This window comes from Clostridium septicum (assembly GCF_003606265.1).
Classification (GTDB): Bacteria; Bacillota; Clostridia; order Clostridiales; family Clostridiaceae; genus Clostridium; species Clostridium septicum.
Map to the genome: position 1 here is coordinate 736,997 of NZ_CP023671.1, position 16,234 is coordinate 753,230.

At 27.1% G+C, this 16,234-nt stretch carries 17 protein-coding genes, 1 pseudogene and 1 riboswitch; of the genes and pseudogenes, 1 reads left to right on the forward strand and 17 read right to left on the reverse strand.

The features are described from left to right. Positions 1–101: 101 nt before the first annotated feature. The 15 genes and pseudogenes from CP523_RS03320 to CP523_RS03380 form a co-directional block, all read right to left on the reverse strand. Entirely contained in the window at positions 102–809 is a 708-nt protein-coding gene (locus CP523_RS03320; RefSeq protein WP_066677219.1) for an MgtC/SapB family protein, read from the reverse strand. A 21-nt stretch (positions 810–830) separates the two neighbouring features. Beyond that, positions 831–1,904 carry an ABC transporter ATP-binding protein gene (locus CP523_RS03325; protein ID WP_066677218.1) on the reverse strand — a complete coding sequence of 358 codons (1,074 nt, stop codon included), beginning with the start codon at positions 1,902–1,904 and terminating at the stop codon, positions 831–833. A gap of 12 nt (positions 1,905–1,916) precedes the next feature. Then, positions 1,917–3,614, reverse strand: coding sequence for an ABC transporter permease subunit (locus CP523_RS03330; RefSeq protein ID WP_066677216.1), 1,698 nt, complete (start codon positions 3,612–3,614; stop codon positions 1,917–1,919). 60 nt (positions 3,615–3,674) lie between these two features. Next, positions 3,675–4,697, reverse strand: coding sequence for an ABC transporter substrate-binding protein (locus CP523_RS03335; protein ID WP_066677214.1), 1,023 nt, complete (start codon positions 4,695–4,697; stop codon positions 3,675–3,677). A gap of 148 nt (positions 4,698–4,845) precedes the next feature. Continuing rightward, on the reverse strand, positions 4,846–5,511 hold the full coding sequence (locus CP523_RS03340; RefSeq protein ID WP_066677209.1) for a nitrite/sulfite reductase domain-containing protein: 666 nt from the start codon (positions 5,509–5,511) through the stop codon (positions 4,846–4,848). Between the two features lie 130 nt (positions 5,512–5,641). Then, positions 5,642–6,445, reverse strand: coding sequence for a sugar-phosphatase (yidA, locus tag CP523_RS03345; RefSeq protein WP_066677207.1), 804 nt, complete (start codon positions 6,443–6,445; stop codon positions 5,642–5,644). Positions 6,446–6,539: 94 nt separating this feature from the next. Then, the gene (locus CP523_RS03350; RefSeq protein ID WP_066677205.1) at positions 6,540–6,809 is read right to left on the reverse strand and encodes an ATP cone domain-containing protein; all 270 of its coding nucleotides are present in this window, start codon (positions 6,807–6,809) and stop codon (positions 6,540–6,542) included. Between the two features lie 94 nt (positions 6,810–6,903). After that, positions 6,904–7,074, reverse strand: coding sequence for a hypothetical protein (locus tag CP523_RS15890; protein ID WP_162925934.1), 171 nt, complete (start codon positions 7,072–7,074; stop codon positions 6,904–6,906). A 194-nt stretch (positions 7,075–7,268) separates the two neighbouring features. Beyond that, positions 7,269–8,714 carry a DEAD/DEAH box helicase gene (locus CP523_RS03355; RefSeq protein ID WP_066677204.1) on the reverse strand — a complete coding sequence of 482 codons (1,446 nt, stop codon included), beginning with the start codon at positions 8,712–8,714 and terminating at the stop codon, positions 7,269–7,271. Between the two features lie 224 nt (positions 8,715–8,938). Continuing rightward, a complete protein-coding gene (locus tag CP523_RS03360) occupies positions 8,939–9,454 on the reverse strand; it encodes a DedA family protein (RefSeq protein WP_176712689.1) in 516 nt (171 codons plus the stop codon). A gap of 77 nt (positions 9,455–9,531) precedes the next feature. Then, the gene (locus CP523_RS03365; RefSeq protein WP_066677201.1) at positions 9,532–10,167 is read right to left on the reverse strand and encodes a peptidylprolyl isomerase; all 636 of its coding nucleotides are present in this window, start codon (positions 10,165–10,167) and stop codon (positions 9,532–9,534) included. A gap of 158 nt (positions 10,168–10,325) precedes the next feature. After that, positions 10,326–11,146 (reverse strand): annotated as a pseudogene (locus CP523_RS03370) (IS256 family transposase); the annotation flags it as partial. Positions 11,147–11,255: 109 nt separating this feature from the next. Next, complete coding sequence (locus CP523_RS15895; RefSeq protein WP_162925935.1) at positions 11,256–11,393, reverse strand: clostri-philic family protein; 138 nt, start codon at positions 11,391–11,393, stop codon at positions 11,256–11,258. 84 nt (positions 11,394–11,477) lie between these two features. Further along, on the reverse strand, positions 11,478–11,894 hold the full coding sequence (locus CP523_RS03375; protein ID WP_066679109.1) for a DUF3785 family protein: 417 nt from the start codon (positions 11,892–11,894) through the stop codon (positions 11,478–11,480). 120 nt (positions 11,895–12,014) lie between these two features. After that, on the reverse strand, positions 12,015–12,821 hold the full coding sequence (locus CP523_RS03380) for a MerR family transcriptional regulator (RefSeq protein ID WP_066679107.1): 807 nt from the start codon (positions 12,819–12,821) through the stop codon (positions 12,015–12,017). A gap of 101 nt (positions 12,822–12,922) precedes the next feature. Between CP523_RS03380 and CP523_RS03385 the strand changes: the two genes are divergently transcribed. Further along, the gene (locus tag CP523_RS03385; RefSeq protein ID WP_066679102.1) at positions 12,923–14,257 is read left to right on the forward strand and encodes an MATE family efflux transporter; all 1,335 of its coding nucleotides are present in this window, start codon (positions 12,923–12,925) and stop codon (positions 14,255–14,257) included. A gap of 95 nt (positions 14,258–14,352) precedes the next feature. On the opposite strand, the gene CP523_RS03390 is transcribed toward CP523_RS03385, so the two are convergent. After that, positions 14,353–15,069: a glycerophosphodiester phosphodiesterase gene (locus CP523_RS03390; RefSeq protein ID WP_066679101.1), complete on the reverse strand. Its 717-nt coding sequence runs from the start codon at positions 15,067–15,069 to the stop codon at positions 14,353–14,355. 26 nt (positions 15,070–15,095) lie between these two features. Beyond that, the gene (locus CP523_RS03395; RefSeq protein WP_066679100.1) at positions 15,096–15,698 is read right to left on the reverse strand and encodes a P-type ATPase actuator domain-containing protein; all 603 of its coding nucleotides are present in this window, start codon (positions 15,696–15,698) and stop codon (positions 15,096–15,098) included. A gap of 327 nt (positions 15,699–16,025) precedes the next feature. Continuing rightward, positions 16,026–16,187: riboswitch (M-box (ykoK) riboswitch) on the reverse strand. Positions 16,188–16,234 lie beyond the last annotated feature (47 nt).

The window sequence follows — 16,234 nt, forward strand, 5'->3', positions numbered from 1 at the left end:
TAGTATAATAATTAAAAATATTTCCATTATTTATAATAAACTATTTTTAACAAAAATAATAGTGACCTAAAATATCTCTAGAAAATTTTAGGCCACTACTTTTAATCTTTCAATTCATAAATTTGTGTTATATATTCATTTGTACCGCATTGGACCAAAAGTTCATTTATTTCCATTGTCTTTGGTAATTCTACAGTAATTAAACAGCTTTTTATTTCATTAGTTTCATCAATGTCATTTACATAAAATTCTATATTTGCAATCTTTATTCCTTTTTTCAGCATATATCCTTCAATGCAGCTCATAGCTTCTTGCTTATCTATATACTCAATATATACCTTACATATGCCACGATTATTTATAAATCTATTTTCAAATCTTTTTAATGTTACTAAAACTAATACTATTGCTATTCCTGCTAAAATACTTATTGAATAGTACCCAAATCCAGTAGCCAGTCCAACGCAAGCAACTACCCATAAAGACGCTGCTGTAGTTAATCCTTTTATCGATCCTTTAGTATGGATTATTGTTCCTGCTCCTAAGAAGCCTATTCCACTAACAACCTGAGCACCTAGTCTTCCCATATCTATTTTTATAGAATTTGCTAAAGTAGGATCTGCTGCTATTAATACCATTGATTTATTTACCATTTCTACTTGTATTAATGAAATTACAGTAGCCCCTAATGCAACTAGAATATGAGTCCTAAACCCAGCTGGACTATTTGTTGATTCTCTCTCATATCCTATTACTCCACCTATTATTATTGACAGCAACAATCTTAATCCAATTTCCTGTAAAGGCATAAGTTTATAATACCTCCTTTACTAGATTATATGAACATTCTCCTTGCTAAAGTTAATCATTACATCTTGTCCTTCCTCATATATCTTCTTTATTTGAGGATTAAAATCCTCACATTTTATTATTGTTTCTCCAACTTGTATTGAATAGTCTTGGAATGCTCCCATAAATGTTGAAGTTATAATTTTACCTTTAAATATTCCTTTTTCTCCTATTTCTATTGCTTCAGGTCTTAATACAATCTTACAAGTATCACCAGTTGATTTTGCTCCTTTATATGGTACTTTAAATACCTCATCTTGTACTTTTATTCTTACACTTTCATATTCAGCATCAATAATTTTTCCTGGTAAGAAATTTGCTGTTCCAATAAAATCTGCAACAAACTCTGTAGCTGGTGTATGATATATTTCCTTAGGAGTTCCTACTTGTTCAACTATTCCCTTGTTCATTATTATTATTCTATCAGAAAGACTCATTGCTTCTGATTGATCATGTGTTACATAAACAGCAGTAATTCCAACCTTTTTTTGAATCTTTCTTATTTCAGTTCTCATATAAACCCTTAGTTTTGCATCTAGGTTTGATAAAGGTTCATCAAATAATAATACTCCTGGTTCCATAACTAATGCTCTTGCAAGAGCAACTCTTTGTTGTTGTCCCCCTGATAATTGGTTGGGATATCTGGCTTCCATTCCTTTTAATCCTACTAAATCTATTATATTCCTAACCTTATTGTCTAGTACCTTCTTCTCCATTTTTTTAAGCTTTAATCCATATGCAATATTATCGTATATATTTAAGTGTGGGAATAATGCATAACTTTGAAAAACCATTGCTGTATCTCTCTTATCTGGAGTTAAAATATTTATTTTATCTCCTCCTAAATATATTTCACCTTCTGTTGGTATTTCAAAACCCGCTATCATTCTTAATGTTGTTGTTTTACCACAACCTGATGGTCCTAGTAAAGTTACAAATTCTCCTGCTTTTATATCAATTGAAATATTATCTACAGCTTTAAATTCTGAATTTCCACTGTGCGCCAAATATATTTTAGTTAAATTTTTTATATTAACACCTTTACTTCTTTGCATATCTATCACTCCCTATAATAAGTTATCATCACTTTTACTTACACCAAATTTATTTAATATAAAGTACATAAATGCAATAGCAATTAAAACTATCCCTATTAACACTGTTGAATATGCTGATGCTACACCAAATCTTCCATTATCTACTTGAGATAAAATTGAAGCTGTTAATAGTTGATACTTTGGTGTCACCAAGAAAACCACCGCACTTACAGCTGTCATACTTCTTACAAAAGTATATACAAGTCCACTGAAAAATGCTGGCTTTATTAATGGTAATGTTACTGATGAAAATACTTTCGTTGAATTAGCCCCTAAATCTTGAGCCGCTTCTTCTATTGCTGGATCTATTTGTTGCAATGATGCAACTCCTGATCTTACACCTACTGGTAAACTTCTAACAATAAAAGCTATAACTATTATAAATGCAGTTCCTGTTAATATTAATGGTTTTGTATTGTATGCATTTATATATCCAAGACCTAATACAGTACCTGGAACTGCCATTGCTAAAAGTGAAGTAAACTCTATAAATCCTCTGCCTATAAACTTCTTTCTTACTATTAAGAAAGCTATAATCATACCTAGTATACCTGTTATTGGTGTTGCATAAATTGATAATAACGTAGTATCTCTAAGAGGTTTTAATCCTAAATTAAACACATATTTAAAATGATCTGTGGTAAATGTATAATCAATTCCCATTACTTTAAATATTCCACCTAAAGGTACTAATATATAAAATGCAAATACAAATATTGAAATTAATAAGCATATTATATCTATTGGCCATACTATATTTTTTTCTGTTATTAAATCTCTATCCCTTGAAGCCTTACCTGTAACTGTTACGTATGACTTCTTTTCTATCCAAAATTTTTCTAGAACAAAAAGTAATATTGATAAAGTTAATAACATAACTGCTATGGCAGCTCCACCTTTCATATCATAGTTACCTATAGCTTGCATATAAATTTTTGTAGCTAATGTTGAAAAATTTCCTCCTATAACCATAGGATTTGAAAAGTCTGCTACAACTTCTATAAATGTAAGTAAAAATGCATTTGCAAGTCCAGGTAACATTAAAGGAAGTGTTACTGTTCTGAATGTTTTCCACCTTGATGCTCCCATACTTCTTGCTGCTTCTTCTAATGATGGATCTATCTTCTTTAACAATCCTATTAGTAAAAGATAAGCAACTGGGAAGAATGTCATAGTTTGTACCATTACAATTCCCTTAAATCCATAAATATTAGCATCTGTTATACCTAAAAGTTGTCTAGTTATAAGTCCAAACTGTCCAAATAACATTATTGCAGATAATGCTAGAACAAATGGTGGTGAAACTATTGGTAAAATTGACACTAACTTAAAAAGCTTTCTAAAATGTGATTTTATATATGCATCAGCATATGCAAAAATAAATCCTATTATTGTTGATAAAACACCTACTGTAACCCCTAAAAGAATGGTATTTATAAACGTTTGTCTAAAATCTATATCTTTTAACACTTGTCTATAAGCACTTAGTGAAAAACTTCCACTTTCAATAAAACTAGCTTTTAGTACAGAATATAGAGGATATAGTATAAATATAGATAAAGTTACTATTAAAAATATTATTGTTGTTAAAAGTATAGGATCTCTCCATATCTTTTTCATATCATTAAGTTTATGCTTTCTAGCCATTTGACGTCTGCTAGCACTCATTCTTATCACCCCTATATATTTAATTGGGAATAGACACTTTAAAGCCTATTCCCCCAAATATTATTTAATGGCATTATTCCATTTTTCTACAAGTTCGCTTCTAACTTTTCCAGCCCATTCTAAATCATAATCAATTAATTTTGTATCTTTTATTTCATCTGCTATAGCAGGAGCTTTTGCTGTTTCGTTAGTTAAGAATTGATATGAACCTACTGTTTGTCCTACTTCTTGACCCTTCTTACTTAAAACAAAATCAATAAACATTTTAGCTGTTTCTTGATCTGGTCCATTTTTAACTATTGCAGTTGCACCTATTTCATAACCTGTACCTTCCTTTGGTGAAGTTAAAACTATATCTTTCATACCTTCTTCTCTATATTTGATACCATCATGTAAATATGAAACCCCAATCATCACTTCTCCTTGTCCTGCAAGTCTTGCTGGAGCTGTTCCTGATTTTTCATAAGACTTAACATTTTTATTAAGTTCTTTCATATATTCCAAACCTTTTTCTTCACCTTTAAGTTGAACCATTGTAGCCAATGCTGTATATGCTGTTCCTGATGATCCTGGATTTGCAATTGATATTTGTCCTTTAAATTCTGGTTTTAATAAATCTTCCCAGCTTTCTGGAGCCTTTACCCCTTTTTCTTCTAATAATTTTTTATTTGAAGCAAAACCTAAATATCCAACATATATCCCTGTCCATGATCCATCTTTATCTTTATATTTATCTGGAATATCTTTAGCATTATCTGATACATATTTTTCTAGTAATCCATCTTCTTTAGCTTGTACAAAAGCATCTGCTGGACCACCATACCATACTGAAGCTTTAGGATTATCTTTTTCAGCTCTTAATCTACCAAGAACCTCTCCTGAAGACATTCTAACTGCTTCTGCTTGAATTCCTGTTTCGTTTTTAAATTCTTCAACAATCTTAACCATATGATCTTCCATTAATCCACAATAAATAGTTAATTTCATATCATTTTTTGATGTTTCTTTAGAACCACATGCTGTAAATAAACCTGCAGTTAATAAAGTAGCAACTGAAAGTGCTAATAATCTTTTCCTCTTCATTATTAATCCCCCTTAGATCTTTTATAATCAATAATTTATACTCTTATTATATAGTAAACCTTTTCTTAAATTTGATATAAGTAAATATTTCTTACCTACAGGTAAAAAAAGCGTACATAAAAAAAACAGCTAATATTTAATAAGCTGTTTATATCTTTGATATTTTTATTACTTCTTCCTTGAATTTTTCTATTCCTATTCTTTCAATAAAGAAACTTAATTTTTCTCCTGCATCTGCATTATTTTTATAATATTCAAATATGCTATCTACAAGTCTTAATGCCTGTTCTTCATTTAAATCTACTTCTATTATGTCTGCAACTCTTGGATTGTATCCGGCTGATCCACCTGCAATTACCATTAATCCAGTTTTGTCTGCTATTATACCAACATCTTTTGAATATGTACTTGCACAAGCATTCTTACAACCTGCTACCCCTATTTTAGTTCTGCAAGGCATTTCCATCCATTGATATTTATTAGATAATCTCATTCCAATACCTATAGTATTATATTTTGCTCTTTTACAAAATCCTGCTGGGCACATTTCTACATTTTTAACGGAATTTTGGCATTTTACTGCTGGTTTCATTTCTAACTCTTCCCATATATTAGGTAAATCAGAATCTTTCAAATTTGTAATTAAAATTCTTTGACCAGAAGTAATTTTCAACACACCATTATATTTCCTAGCTATATTAGCTATTTTTTCTAACATATCTGGTGTAACAAAACCTCCTGGTAAATGAGGTGTTATTCCATAAGTTCTTACTCCATCTCTAATTTTTTGAAGATTTCCATAAGTATTACTCATTACTTTTCTCCTTTATTAATATAGGTATTTAATATAAACATTTTACTATACAAATTTTCTTTATGCAAAATATATTACTCATACTATTATTAAAAATAAAAAGAGATGCAAAACACCTCTTTTTCATTAACTATAATACAAACTTTTCTATTACTTCTGCAACTCCATCTTCTTCGTTAGTTGATGTTATGTAATTTGCTGCTTTCTTAACTTCTTCAAAAGCATTGCCCATAGCAACGCCAAGTCCTGCATACTCTATCATATGTAAGTCATTTCCTGCATCACCCATAGCTATAACTTCTTCTTTCTTTATTCCTAAATGTTTTGCTAAAAGTTCTAATCCTGTACCTTTATTGGCATCTTTATTTAAGAATTCTAAAAAATAAGGAGTACTTTTTACTACTGTATATTTTTCATAAATTTCTTTTGGTAAATTCTCTGCTGTTGGTGATAATAATTCTGGTTCATCTATCATCATTACTTTTGCTATAACTTCATTTTTATCTATAGCATCAAAATCTGTTTCTTTAATATTTATTCCATTTATTGTTGCTTCTACCTCTGTGTATTTACTTGTTTTAGGTGTAATTAAACCTTGTATTTCTGAGAAAGCATGAATATTAACTCCATTTTCTTTACTTAATTTATATAAGTGATGTACATCTTCACCTTTCAAGCTAACTTTAGAAACCACTTCTTTGCTTTTAGTTTTTTGAACTAAAGCTCCATTATAACTTAATACATAATCACTATCTTTATACATATCAAGTTCTTCTAAATATCTTGATACTCCTTCTATAGGTCTTCCTGTAGCTAAAACAACAGTTACTCCTTTTTCTCTTGCTTTTTGTATAGCTAACTTTGTTCTTTCAGATATACTTTTATCTTCTTTTAATAAAGTTCCATCCATATCTAGTGCAATTAACTTGTACATTCATTAATCCTCCACAAATTTGATTCATTGAAATTATAACATAAAGTAATATCTTATTCCATAAAGTATATACTTAATAGATTTTAAATTAAGACTATTTTCTATACTCTATATATGCTTTTAAAATATCACTAAATTCATCTCTTTTAAGAATATAAAATACTACTCCTACAACTTCATAACTAGATGTTAAAAGAGAATCTTTTCTTATCTCTAGTATCTTTCTTTCAATATCTTGTGCTAATATCTTCAAATCTGACTCATTCATCATTTCTCCAATATCATCTGCTGCATTTTCTATACTTGTTATTATTTTTTTAGAATCAAATTCCTCTATTCTACCATCCTTTTTTATTATTTTCATTTTACTCACCTTCCTTTTATTATATTATGTGAATTTTTACTGTTAACTATTAAATTTATAAAAAATCACAAATGTGACTTTAGAGTAATTAACTTTAAATACCACAAAAAGCCTTCGCTATCATTTTCCATATATCTTTTTTCAATATTTTCAAATCTGATTCATTAAGAAATACTCCTATATCAGTAGCTGAATTTTCTATACTTGTCATAATTTTATGAGGGTCAAAAATCTCTAGTTTTCCTGTTTTTTTTAATATATTCACAATATTACCCCCTTTTATATAATATATGTTAATTTCTGTTAATGTTTATATGCATATACCATTACTTATTTATAAAAATGTCATATCAATTTAAAGCTTAAAAAACTTCAAAAAAATAGACAACTCACAAATTAAATCTTATGAGCTGTCTTATTTTCAATACTTTCAAAAAGTTAATACTCTACCTTTTTATTTTACTTTTTAGCTTTACTAATTTTTACATTCTTGCCTTTTATAGATACTTCTTTATACTTTTTAATAATTTCATTCCCTTTTCCATTTAAAATATCAACAAATGAACATATATCCTGAACATCTATAATTCCTATATCTTCACCTGTTAGTTCCTTTAAGTTACTTAGACATCCTACTATATCTATTGGACGAATTTTCTTCTTTTTACCTGCTGTTAGATGAAGTTTAGTTACATCCTTATGTATAGATTTTTTATTATTTCCTATGTTTTTGCTTAATTCTTTTTGACTTTCTCTAAATACTTTTCTTCCTTCTATAACTTTTTCTTGCGATGGTAAATTCCCCATTGGAATTTTATAACCTATATATTCCTCTATTCCTTCTAATAATTTATTTTCATAATTAGAAACAAATGATATAGCAAATCCCTCTTTTCCAGCTCGTCCTGTTCTTCCTATTCTATGTACATAACTTTCTCTTTCCATAGGAATTTCATAATTAAATACATGAGTTATATGATCTACATGTATTCCTCTAGCCGCAATATCTGTAGCTACCAATATTTTAAATTCTTTATTTTTAAATCTTTCCATAGTATTTAATCTGTCTTTTTGCTCCATATCACCATGAAGTTGTTCTACTTTTATACCATCTCTCTTTAATTCATTATAAAGACTTTTAACCTTATCTTTTGTATTACAAAAAACTATTGCAGCTTCTGGAGCATGTGCATACAAACATCTACATAATTCTTCATCTTTATTATTAGAATCTATGTTTATGTAACTTTCTTTTATTTTTTCTCTATTAAAAACCTTAGATTGTACAGTTAGACTTTTAGGATTTTTCATATACTTTGAACATAGATTTTCTATTTCCTCAGGTAAAGTAGCTGAAAATAATGCAGTATTTCTTTCTTTAGGCAATCTATCTAATATTTCACCTATTTGATCTATAAATCCCATATTAAGCATTTTATCTGCTTCATCTATAACTACATATTTAATATGCTCTAAGTTTAAATTCCCCCTATTTATATGATCATTTATTCTTCCAGGAGTTCCTGCTACTATATGTACTCTTTGTTTAAGCTCTCTAATTTGTTCATTAAAAGGCTGTTTGCCAAATACTGCTGCGCATCTAACTTTTTTAAGTCTTCCTATATTGGATATATCATCCTTTACTTGAATTGCTAACTCTCTTGTTGGTACTAAAATTAGTCCTTGAACTTTTGTTTCTTCAACTATTGCCATTTCACATAATGGTATACCAAAACTTGCTGTCTTTCCACTACCGGTTTGTGATTTTACTATTATGTCTTCTTTATTTAACATATTAGGTATAGCTTCTTTTTGAACTTCTGATGGATTGCTAAATCCTAAGTTATTTAAAGCTTTAAGTATCTCTTCACTTAATCCCATATTTTTAAATGTTTTATTATTCATTAAAATACCTCGATTTCTAAATTTATAGTATTATTTTAACCTATATAATATTTATTAACAATTAAAAGAGAGGTTTTACAACCCCTCTTATTATGTAACTAACTAAATAAGGCTAGTACTTAAACTATTACCCTTTAGTTTGCTAAACTAATTTAAAGTTTAGTTAATATGCTTTATTAAAAAGTATATTATAAATTTAAATTTATTTCAAATATTTTAATAATTTAAATAAAAAAGTAACCAAATGCATACCCTGCATATATAAATATAGCATTCCATATTGCTATTCCTATAGTAGAGTATATCGTGAAATTTACTATATTCATTCTAAATGTCCCCGCTACAAAAGGTATTAAAGTTCTTCCAACTGGTACTAATCTAGTTACTAAAACTCCTTTATTACCATATTTCTCTACATAGCTATATGTTTTCTCTATAGACTTTCTTGTCTTTGGAAATCTTTTATATATTTTATCTAAAATAGAGTTTCCAAAGTAATATGATATAGCATATAAAATATAACTAGCTATTACTCCTGCTAATATTGATACTCCTAATGCAACAAAAAAGTTAGTTCCTGATTTAGAAGCAACAATACCTGCAGCAGGCATAATAATAGCTGCTCCTAAACCTGGAAAATTAAGATACTCTAAAAATATAATAAAAAACAAGAACATCATACCATATTGAGAAATGTATTGCATAATTTCTTGTATGCCCAATGTTAAACCTTCTTTCATATGTATTTTCTAGTTTATTTTAGTTTAACTGATACATCTTAAATTAATCTTAATTTTTAATTTTTATTCTCTTAAATTTACTTTGATTTCTCTGGTTTATTATATTTTTCTCCCTTTGTATCAACAGTAATTGATTCAATAATTACATCTGTTTTTGGCTTATCATTAGAATCAGTTTCTACCTTCTCTACTTTTTCTAATACATCTATTCCTGATATTACTTTACCAAATGCTGCATATTGTCCATCTAGATGAGAAGCATCTTCTGTCATTATAAAAAATTGACTTCCAGCTGAATTAGGATCATTAGTTCTTGCCATTGATAACACTCCCTTTTCATGCTTTAAGTTATTTTCAAATCCATTTGATTTAAATTCTCCTTTAATTGAATATCCAGGGCCACCTACACCTGTACCTTCTGGATCTCCTCCTTGAATCATAAAACCTTCTATTATTCTATGAAATGTTAAATTATTATAGAATCCATCATTAGCTAAAGATATAAAGTTATTTACAGTATTAGGTGCTATGTCGGGATAAAGTTCTGCTTCTATATTCCCATAATCTTTTATTTTAATAGTTGCTATTGGTAAATTTTCTGTTGATCCTTCTTTTTTTCCATTATTTTTAGAAGAGGTACATCCAACTAAAACTACTAAACTTAAGCTGGTTGCTAACATAGTTAATAAATATTTTTTTAAATTCTTTCTCATAACACAATCTCCTTTTATTTACAAATTAACATTATTTATTATACTATTTTAATACATAGTAAAACAATATGTTAAAATATATAATAATTATTTATTAATAAAAACGATATAGGATGTTAACCTATATCTTCAATTAAAACCTTCTAAGATATTTGTAGTATGTATTTTATTGAATTTCTTATTTGATGAACAATACATGTTTGAATATTTACTGATGGAAATACTGTTTTTATAGCTTGTGGAAGCCCTTTTAATTCATCCATACAAGCAATTAAAATCTCTTTTACACCTCTATTTTTTTAATCATTGCAAATTCCTAACCAGAATTTAGCACCTTCAGCTTCATCAACCCATATACCTAAAATATCTTTATATCCTTCCATAGTGTATCCTAAGCATATATAGACAGCCTTGTTAACTATCTTTCCATTACTTCTAACTTTAAAGTACATAGCATCTAAATAAACTATTGGATATATTTTATCTAATGCTCTATTTTGCCATTCGGCGGCGCTAGCAAGCACTTTATCAGTTATTTTAGATACCATCGATGGTGATATAGTTATTCCATATAAGTCTTCAATTTCAGCCTGAATATCAGATGTTGACATACCTTTAGCATATAAAGATATAATCTTTTTATCTAACTCAGTACACACAGTTTCATATTTTTTTATAATTTATGGCTCAAATTCAGCATTTCTATCACGGGGTAGTCTAGATCGACGTCACCGAAGGAACTTCTTAAATTCTTGCGACTATAACCATTCCTGTAGTTCTTCTTAGTTTGATCAACTGCTTCTACACGTTCATATTTATTTCTTCCTAGATATTCTTCCATTTCACCTTCTAATATATTTTCAAGAACATCTTTAACTAATCTTTGTATTAATCCGTTTTTACCCATCACATCATCGATTGTTTTGCATCTTTTAATTTCCTCGTTGTAATCAAAGTCGGTATCAATTTTTCTTGTCATAATAATTCCTCCTAATTTATATAGTATATTATTCCAAAACTTCCAACTGTTGATACAAAAAAAAACAGTAGATAGTTTTGTTTTTACACAAAACTATCTACTGTCTCAATTATTCAATTGAGTTTCCATCAAAATCTGTGTACTCAGCTCTATTTTTATCATTTCCTACATTGTTTTGATTCCCATGAAGTCTTTGTCTTCTTTCACCTTTTTGTTGAGACTCTTTTGTTTTATTATTTTTTGGCATATATAAGCACATCCTTTCTATAAAGTACTATTTGTCCTTCTTACTTATTTTGTACCTATAGAAATTTTTAATGCATTTATATTTTTATACTTCAAAGTTCTCTATTTCAATAGAGTATACTCCACAGTTTTTACATACTATTACTGTTACAAGATAACTACGATCGACTTTTCCTTCTCTATAAAGCTTAGTAAATGATTTTTTTTCATATTCATCGTCTATACTACTTGTTATAAATTTACCATCTTTTCCATAAGCATAAAAGAAAAACTCTAGAAAATCAAATACCTTTTTCTTTTCTTCTTTTCCAGCTCTGCACTCCTCACAACAAGTTTCATAATATGCAGTATCAAAATCTACATCGTCACTATTTGCAAGTAATTCTAAAACTTTTTTTTCATCTATTCCTTCTAATTCAAATTCTTCATCATTTGCAAAGTAATCTAAATTATCTTCTTTTAATTCATATTCTTTTCCTTCAAAATTAAACTTATATGTCATAAATTAATCTCCTTTTTACTATTGATTTTTACTATAATCAACATTAATTTATATAAATTAGTTTAACATACCTTAATATTCTTTGCACCTATAAAGATTTTTTGCATTAATTTTAAAAATTTATTTTATAGGAATTTGTATTTCTGTTATGAATTCATTTTCTATAGATGTTTCGTGAACATCTAATTTATATATTTCTATTGGATCATCTAATATTTCATAAGAATTTCTTTCTATAAACTCAAACATTTCTTTTAAATAAATTTTATTTTTACTATAGGCACCTTTATATGAATATGTAACATATTTACCTTCTTTTAAAACTAAATTGTATCCTTCATCTAAATCCTCTAAAAGACAAAATACAGATTTATATTGATTGTATATACCTTTATCTAACTTATTTGAATTATAAATCGCACCAATATGATTATTTCCTAAAAGGTAAAATTTCTCTTCATATTCCTTTTGAAGTTTTTTAACTAAAAAATCTACTTCTACATCTCTTGATATATCTCCATTTAACTTTAATGCTTTTCTTTCTTTTATATAAACAACTTCTACTTTATTAATTAAACTGTTCTCTATTACTTCTTCTATATCTTTAAGCCTTTTAGATATATTAGCTTTTTGTTTATTTAAATCTATTATTTTTTTGTTTAATAACCGTATTTCTTCATTTAACATTTCTTTAGTAGAAGTTATATTTCTATTATTAATATATTCTTTTATCTTTGCCATTGAAAAATTTAACTCTCTTAATTCTTTAATTAAATTTAACTTCCATATATCACTAATACTATATAACCTATAATCATTTGTATCTCTAATAGGCTTTAATATGCCTATTTCCTCGTAATACATTAGAGAGTCTCTTCCAATTCCATAAATCTTAGAAATTTCACCTATCTTATAATACTCCTTCATAAAATCTCCTTATTTCTACTAAAATAAATTTGACCTTAGTATTATACCATAGTTTATATTTATTAATAGGTAGTATCAAATTTCACTTAAGGAGTTATACAATGAAGGAAAAAAAAGAAAATATAAATGATAACCTCACACTTAGAAAAAAATTTATTAAATATTTGCTACCATCAGTAGCTGCAATGTGGGTATTTTCATTATATACAATGATAGATGGAATATTTGTTAGTAGAGGTGTAGGTCCCGTGGCTTTAGCTGCTGTAAATATATCTATGCCATTTGTTAATTTTATATTTGCACTTTCTATGCTTTTTTCAACAGGGGTATCTACTGTAATTGCTATTTATTTAGGACAAAAAAAATTGGACAAAGCTAGAGAAGCTTTTAGTTTTAATGTGCTTTGTATAATAGTAGTATCTATTTCAATTACTATTATAAGTTTAATAAATATAGATAAAATAACATTATTTTTAGGAGCTACAGATGCTACATTTCAATTAGTTAAAGATTATTTAAAGATTATAATGATTTTTAATGCTTTCTTTATAATTTCTTATTGTCTTGAAGTATTAAGTAAAACTGATGGATTTCCTCATTTATCTATAATAGGAATGATTATTTCAGCTGTAACAAATATAGTATTAGATTTTATTTTTGTTATACTATTAGGCTTTGGAATTAAAGGAGCTGCTTTTGCAACAATAATATCACAAGGTGTTTCTTGTTTATTTTTCTTAATACATTTTTTAAGTTCTCGTGGAAAATTGAAATTTGTTAAATTTAAAATTAATTTTGAAATGCTAAAGAGAATATTATATATAGGCTTTCCTGATGCAATTACCGAATTAACATCTGGAGTAGTAATACTTTTATTTAATCAAACAATTTTAAAATATATTGGAGAAGATGGGATAATAACTTATAGTATAATTTCCTATGTAAATACTTTAGTTATAATGACAATGATTGCAATAACTCAAGGTATGCAACCACTTTCTAGTTATCATTATGGAAAAAATGAAAATAATGTAGTAAAAAAACTTTTAAAGATGAGCATAAAAACAATTGCTTTTTCTTCAATATTTATATTTATGCTATGTATTGTTTTTGCTAGTCCAATAGTATCTATATTCTTAAAGGGACAATCCCCTGAATTATTTGCCTATTCAGTAAGTTCCTTTAGAATATTTTCTATTACTTTTTTAGTTCTTGGTTTTAATGTTTTAACATCAGGTTACTTTGCTTCAATTGAAAAAACTTTTGACGCCACTATAATTTCTTTGTCTAGAGGCCTTGTTTTAATTACTATTGTTTTAATTGCTATGACCTCTTTATTTGGTGAAAAAGGAATTTGGATTTCTACTTTAATTTCTGAATTATTATGTTTAATAATTTCAATAACATTACTTTATAAAAACAAATTATCTTTTTAAAAAACATTTGATAAAACCATTTGATATATAAATTATATTTTTAACAAACTGAAAAGGATTATCGTACGATAATCCTTTTATATTTAAAGTCTAAATTATTTTCTTAATTCATATTTTAACTCATTTAATAACTCAATTTCATTGGTTATAATACTTGTAACACCAAACTCAATTGCCTTTTTCATATCTATTTTATTATTTATAGTGTACGGATTGACTTTAATATAATTTTCCTTTAACTCATTCATTATATTCTCATCAAATATAGAATAATAATACGGATGATAACACTCACACTTTATATTTTTCAAATATTCATGAACATTTACAAGTGTTGTTTCAGTTAATGCTCCTGTAATTATATTTTTATTTAATGCCTTAACCTTTAATAAACTGTAATGATTAAATGAAGATATAATTACTCTATTTTCAATATTATATTTTCTTATTAAATCTAAAACTATTTCCTCCAACCCATGATATTTTATTATACTATTTTTAAGTTCTATATTTAACACTTTTAAACTAGAATCTTTAAATAATATTATTAATTCCTCTAAAGTTGGAATTTCATGATTATTTTTACTTCTAAAAGACTTTAATTCATTTAAAGAATAATCCTTAACAAACCCTTTTCCATTCATAGTTCTCTCTAAAGTTTCATCATGAATTATAACTGGAATACCATCCTTTGATAACTGCACATCGGTTTCAATACCATCTGCTCCAAACTCTATAGCCTTTTTAAAAGCTATCATTGTATTTTCATCATATTTTCCACTATATCCTCTGTGAGAAATATTTAAAATCATTTCATATCCTTCTCTCTATAATAAAATTATGCCTCTAATAATTTTATCATATCTTTTATCCTAATTATTCCCTTTTTATTTTTTCTTTTTATTATAAAGTTAGATAGAGATTTATTTTTTGAATAGTAAGTGTTATTTCCAATTGCTATTACTATACCTAAAGCTGTTCCTTTTACAATTTCTGTTCCCTTCAAACATATATTATCTAATTCTGTTATTTTTTTATTTAGGTAATAATCTCCCCGTATATTCTCATGTTTCTTTACTAAAGTATCTCTTCCTGTTAACGTATACTCACTAATATATAAATTGTTACAATGTATAATTCTAACATCTGCTGGTACATATTCACCTATATTTAAATGTATTACATCTCCAATAGTTAAATATTCTACTGATACCAATATCTCTGCACCTTCTCTTGTTACTTTATAGTACTTTTTTTCTTTTATTTCTTTTAAGGAATTTTCTATTTTATTTTCTCCATATTTTTTTCTTCTTAATTCTGCTTCTTCATTACTAATTCCTCTTATACTAGTTTTCAAAATCCTATATACGTCATTTATATTTATTTTGCTAAACCTAATTAATTTATCTATTGATATATTGCTATTTCTTCCGTTAACCATACCCATACCTCCCAAATTACAATAGTAAATAAATATAACTTTTAACATTACTTTATTAAACCATTTTAGAGATTATCTTAGATTATACTTAAGAAATAGTAGATGCTATAAAGATTAAAGGTTCTAGAAATTTAGGCTAGGAATTTTCTACCTTGGAAGAATAGACCTTACTTCCATTTCTTTGATGAACTATATATTTTAAACGCTCTCCACTATCACTCTCTAAAATGTACTCTGGTTCCATTCTTCCACCTCCAAAAATATATTTCTTTATAAAAAATAAACCCTTGTTTGTACTTGAACAAACAAGGGTATTATTTAACTAATAAATACACTTTCTCGTTCAAGTTTTAGCTCTTTAAGGCAATGAAATTGAATTAAATTAAACCTTCTTTGTTCGGTAAAATTTGCTAACCAGCTTAGAGTGTTTCCACTCTTTCACGGTATCAATCCGTATCCTTAAAGTAACCTCACCTACCGAGGATTATTTTATTTATAGTTTATTATATTTAAAATTGTTAAATTTGTGACTATTT

What these genes read in the sequence shown, in the direction of transcription:
- CP523_RS03365 (WP_066677201.1), bottom strand. Translation starts at nt 10,167, where the DNA reads ATGAGAAAGAATTTAAAAAAATATTTATTAACTATGTTAGCAACCAGC.
- CP523_RS03340 (WP_066677209.1), bottom strand. Translation starts at nt 5,511, where the DNA reads ATGAGTAATACTTATGGAAATCTTCAAAAAATTAGAGATGGAGTAAGA.
- CP523_RS03360 (WP_176712689.1), bottom strand. Translation starts at nt 9,454, where the DNA reads ATGAAAGAAGGTTTAACATTGGGCATACAAGAAATTATGCAATACATT.
- CP523_RS03325 (WP_066677218.1), bottom strand. Translation starts at nt 1,904, where the DNA reads ATGCAAAGAAGTAAAGGTGTTAATATAAAAAATTTAACTAAAATATAT.
- CP523_RS03375 (WP_066679109.1), bottom strand. Translation starts at nt 11,894, where the DNA reads ATGACATATAAGTTTAATTTTGAAGGAAAAGAATATGAATTAAAAGAA.
- CP523_RS03390 (WP_066679101.1), bottom strand. Translation starts at nt 15,069, where the DNA reads ATGATTTTAAATATTTCTCACAGAGGATATAGTGGAAAATATGATGAA.
- CP523_RS03335 (WP_066677214.1), bottom strand. Translation starts at nt 4,697, where the DNA reads ATGAAGAGGAAAAGATTATTAGCACTTTCAGTTGCTACTTTATTAACT.
- CP523_RS03380 (WP_066679107.1), bottom strand. Translation starts at nt 12,821, where the DNA reads ATGAAGGAGTATTATAAGATAGGTGAAATTTCTAAGATTTATGGAATT.
- CP523_RS03385 (WP_066679102.1), top strand. Translation starts at nt 12,923, where the DNA reads ATGAAGGAAAAAAAAGAAAATATAAATGATAACCTCACACTTAGAAAA.
- CP523_RS15895 (WP_162925935.1), bottom strand. Translation starts at nt 11,393, where the DNA reads ATGCCAAAAAATAATAAAACAAAAGAGTCTCAACAAAAAGGTGAAAGA.
- CP523_RS03330 (WP_066677216.1), bottom strand. Translation starts at nt 3,614, where the DNA reads ATGAGTGCTAGCAGACGTCAAATGGCTAGAAAGCATAAACTTAATGAT.
- CP523_RS03320 (WP_066677219.1), bottom strand. Translation starts at nt 809, where the DNA reads ATGCCTTTACAGGAAATTGGATTAAGATTGTTGCTGTCAATAATAATA.
- CP523_RS03395 (WP_066679100.1), bottom strand. Translation starts at nt 15,698, where the DNA reads ATGGTTAACGGAAGAAATAGCAATATATCAATAGATAAATTAATTAGG.
- CP523_RS03355 (WP_066677204.1), bottom strand. Translation starts at nt 8,714, where the DNA reads ATGAATAATAAAACATTTAAAAATATGGGATTAAGTGAAGAGATACTT.
- yidA (WP_066677207.1), bottom strand. Translation starts at nt 6,445, where the DNA reads ATGTACAAGTTAATTGCACTAGATATGGATGGAACTTTATTAAAAGAA.
- CP523_RS03350 (WP_066677205.1), bottom strand. Translation starts at nt 6,809, where the DNA reads ATGAAAATAATAAAAAAGGATGGTAGAATAGAGGAATTTGATTCTAAA.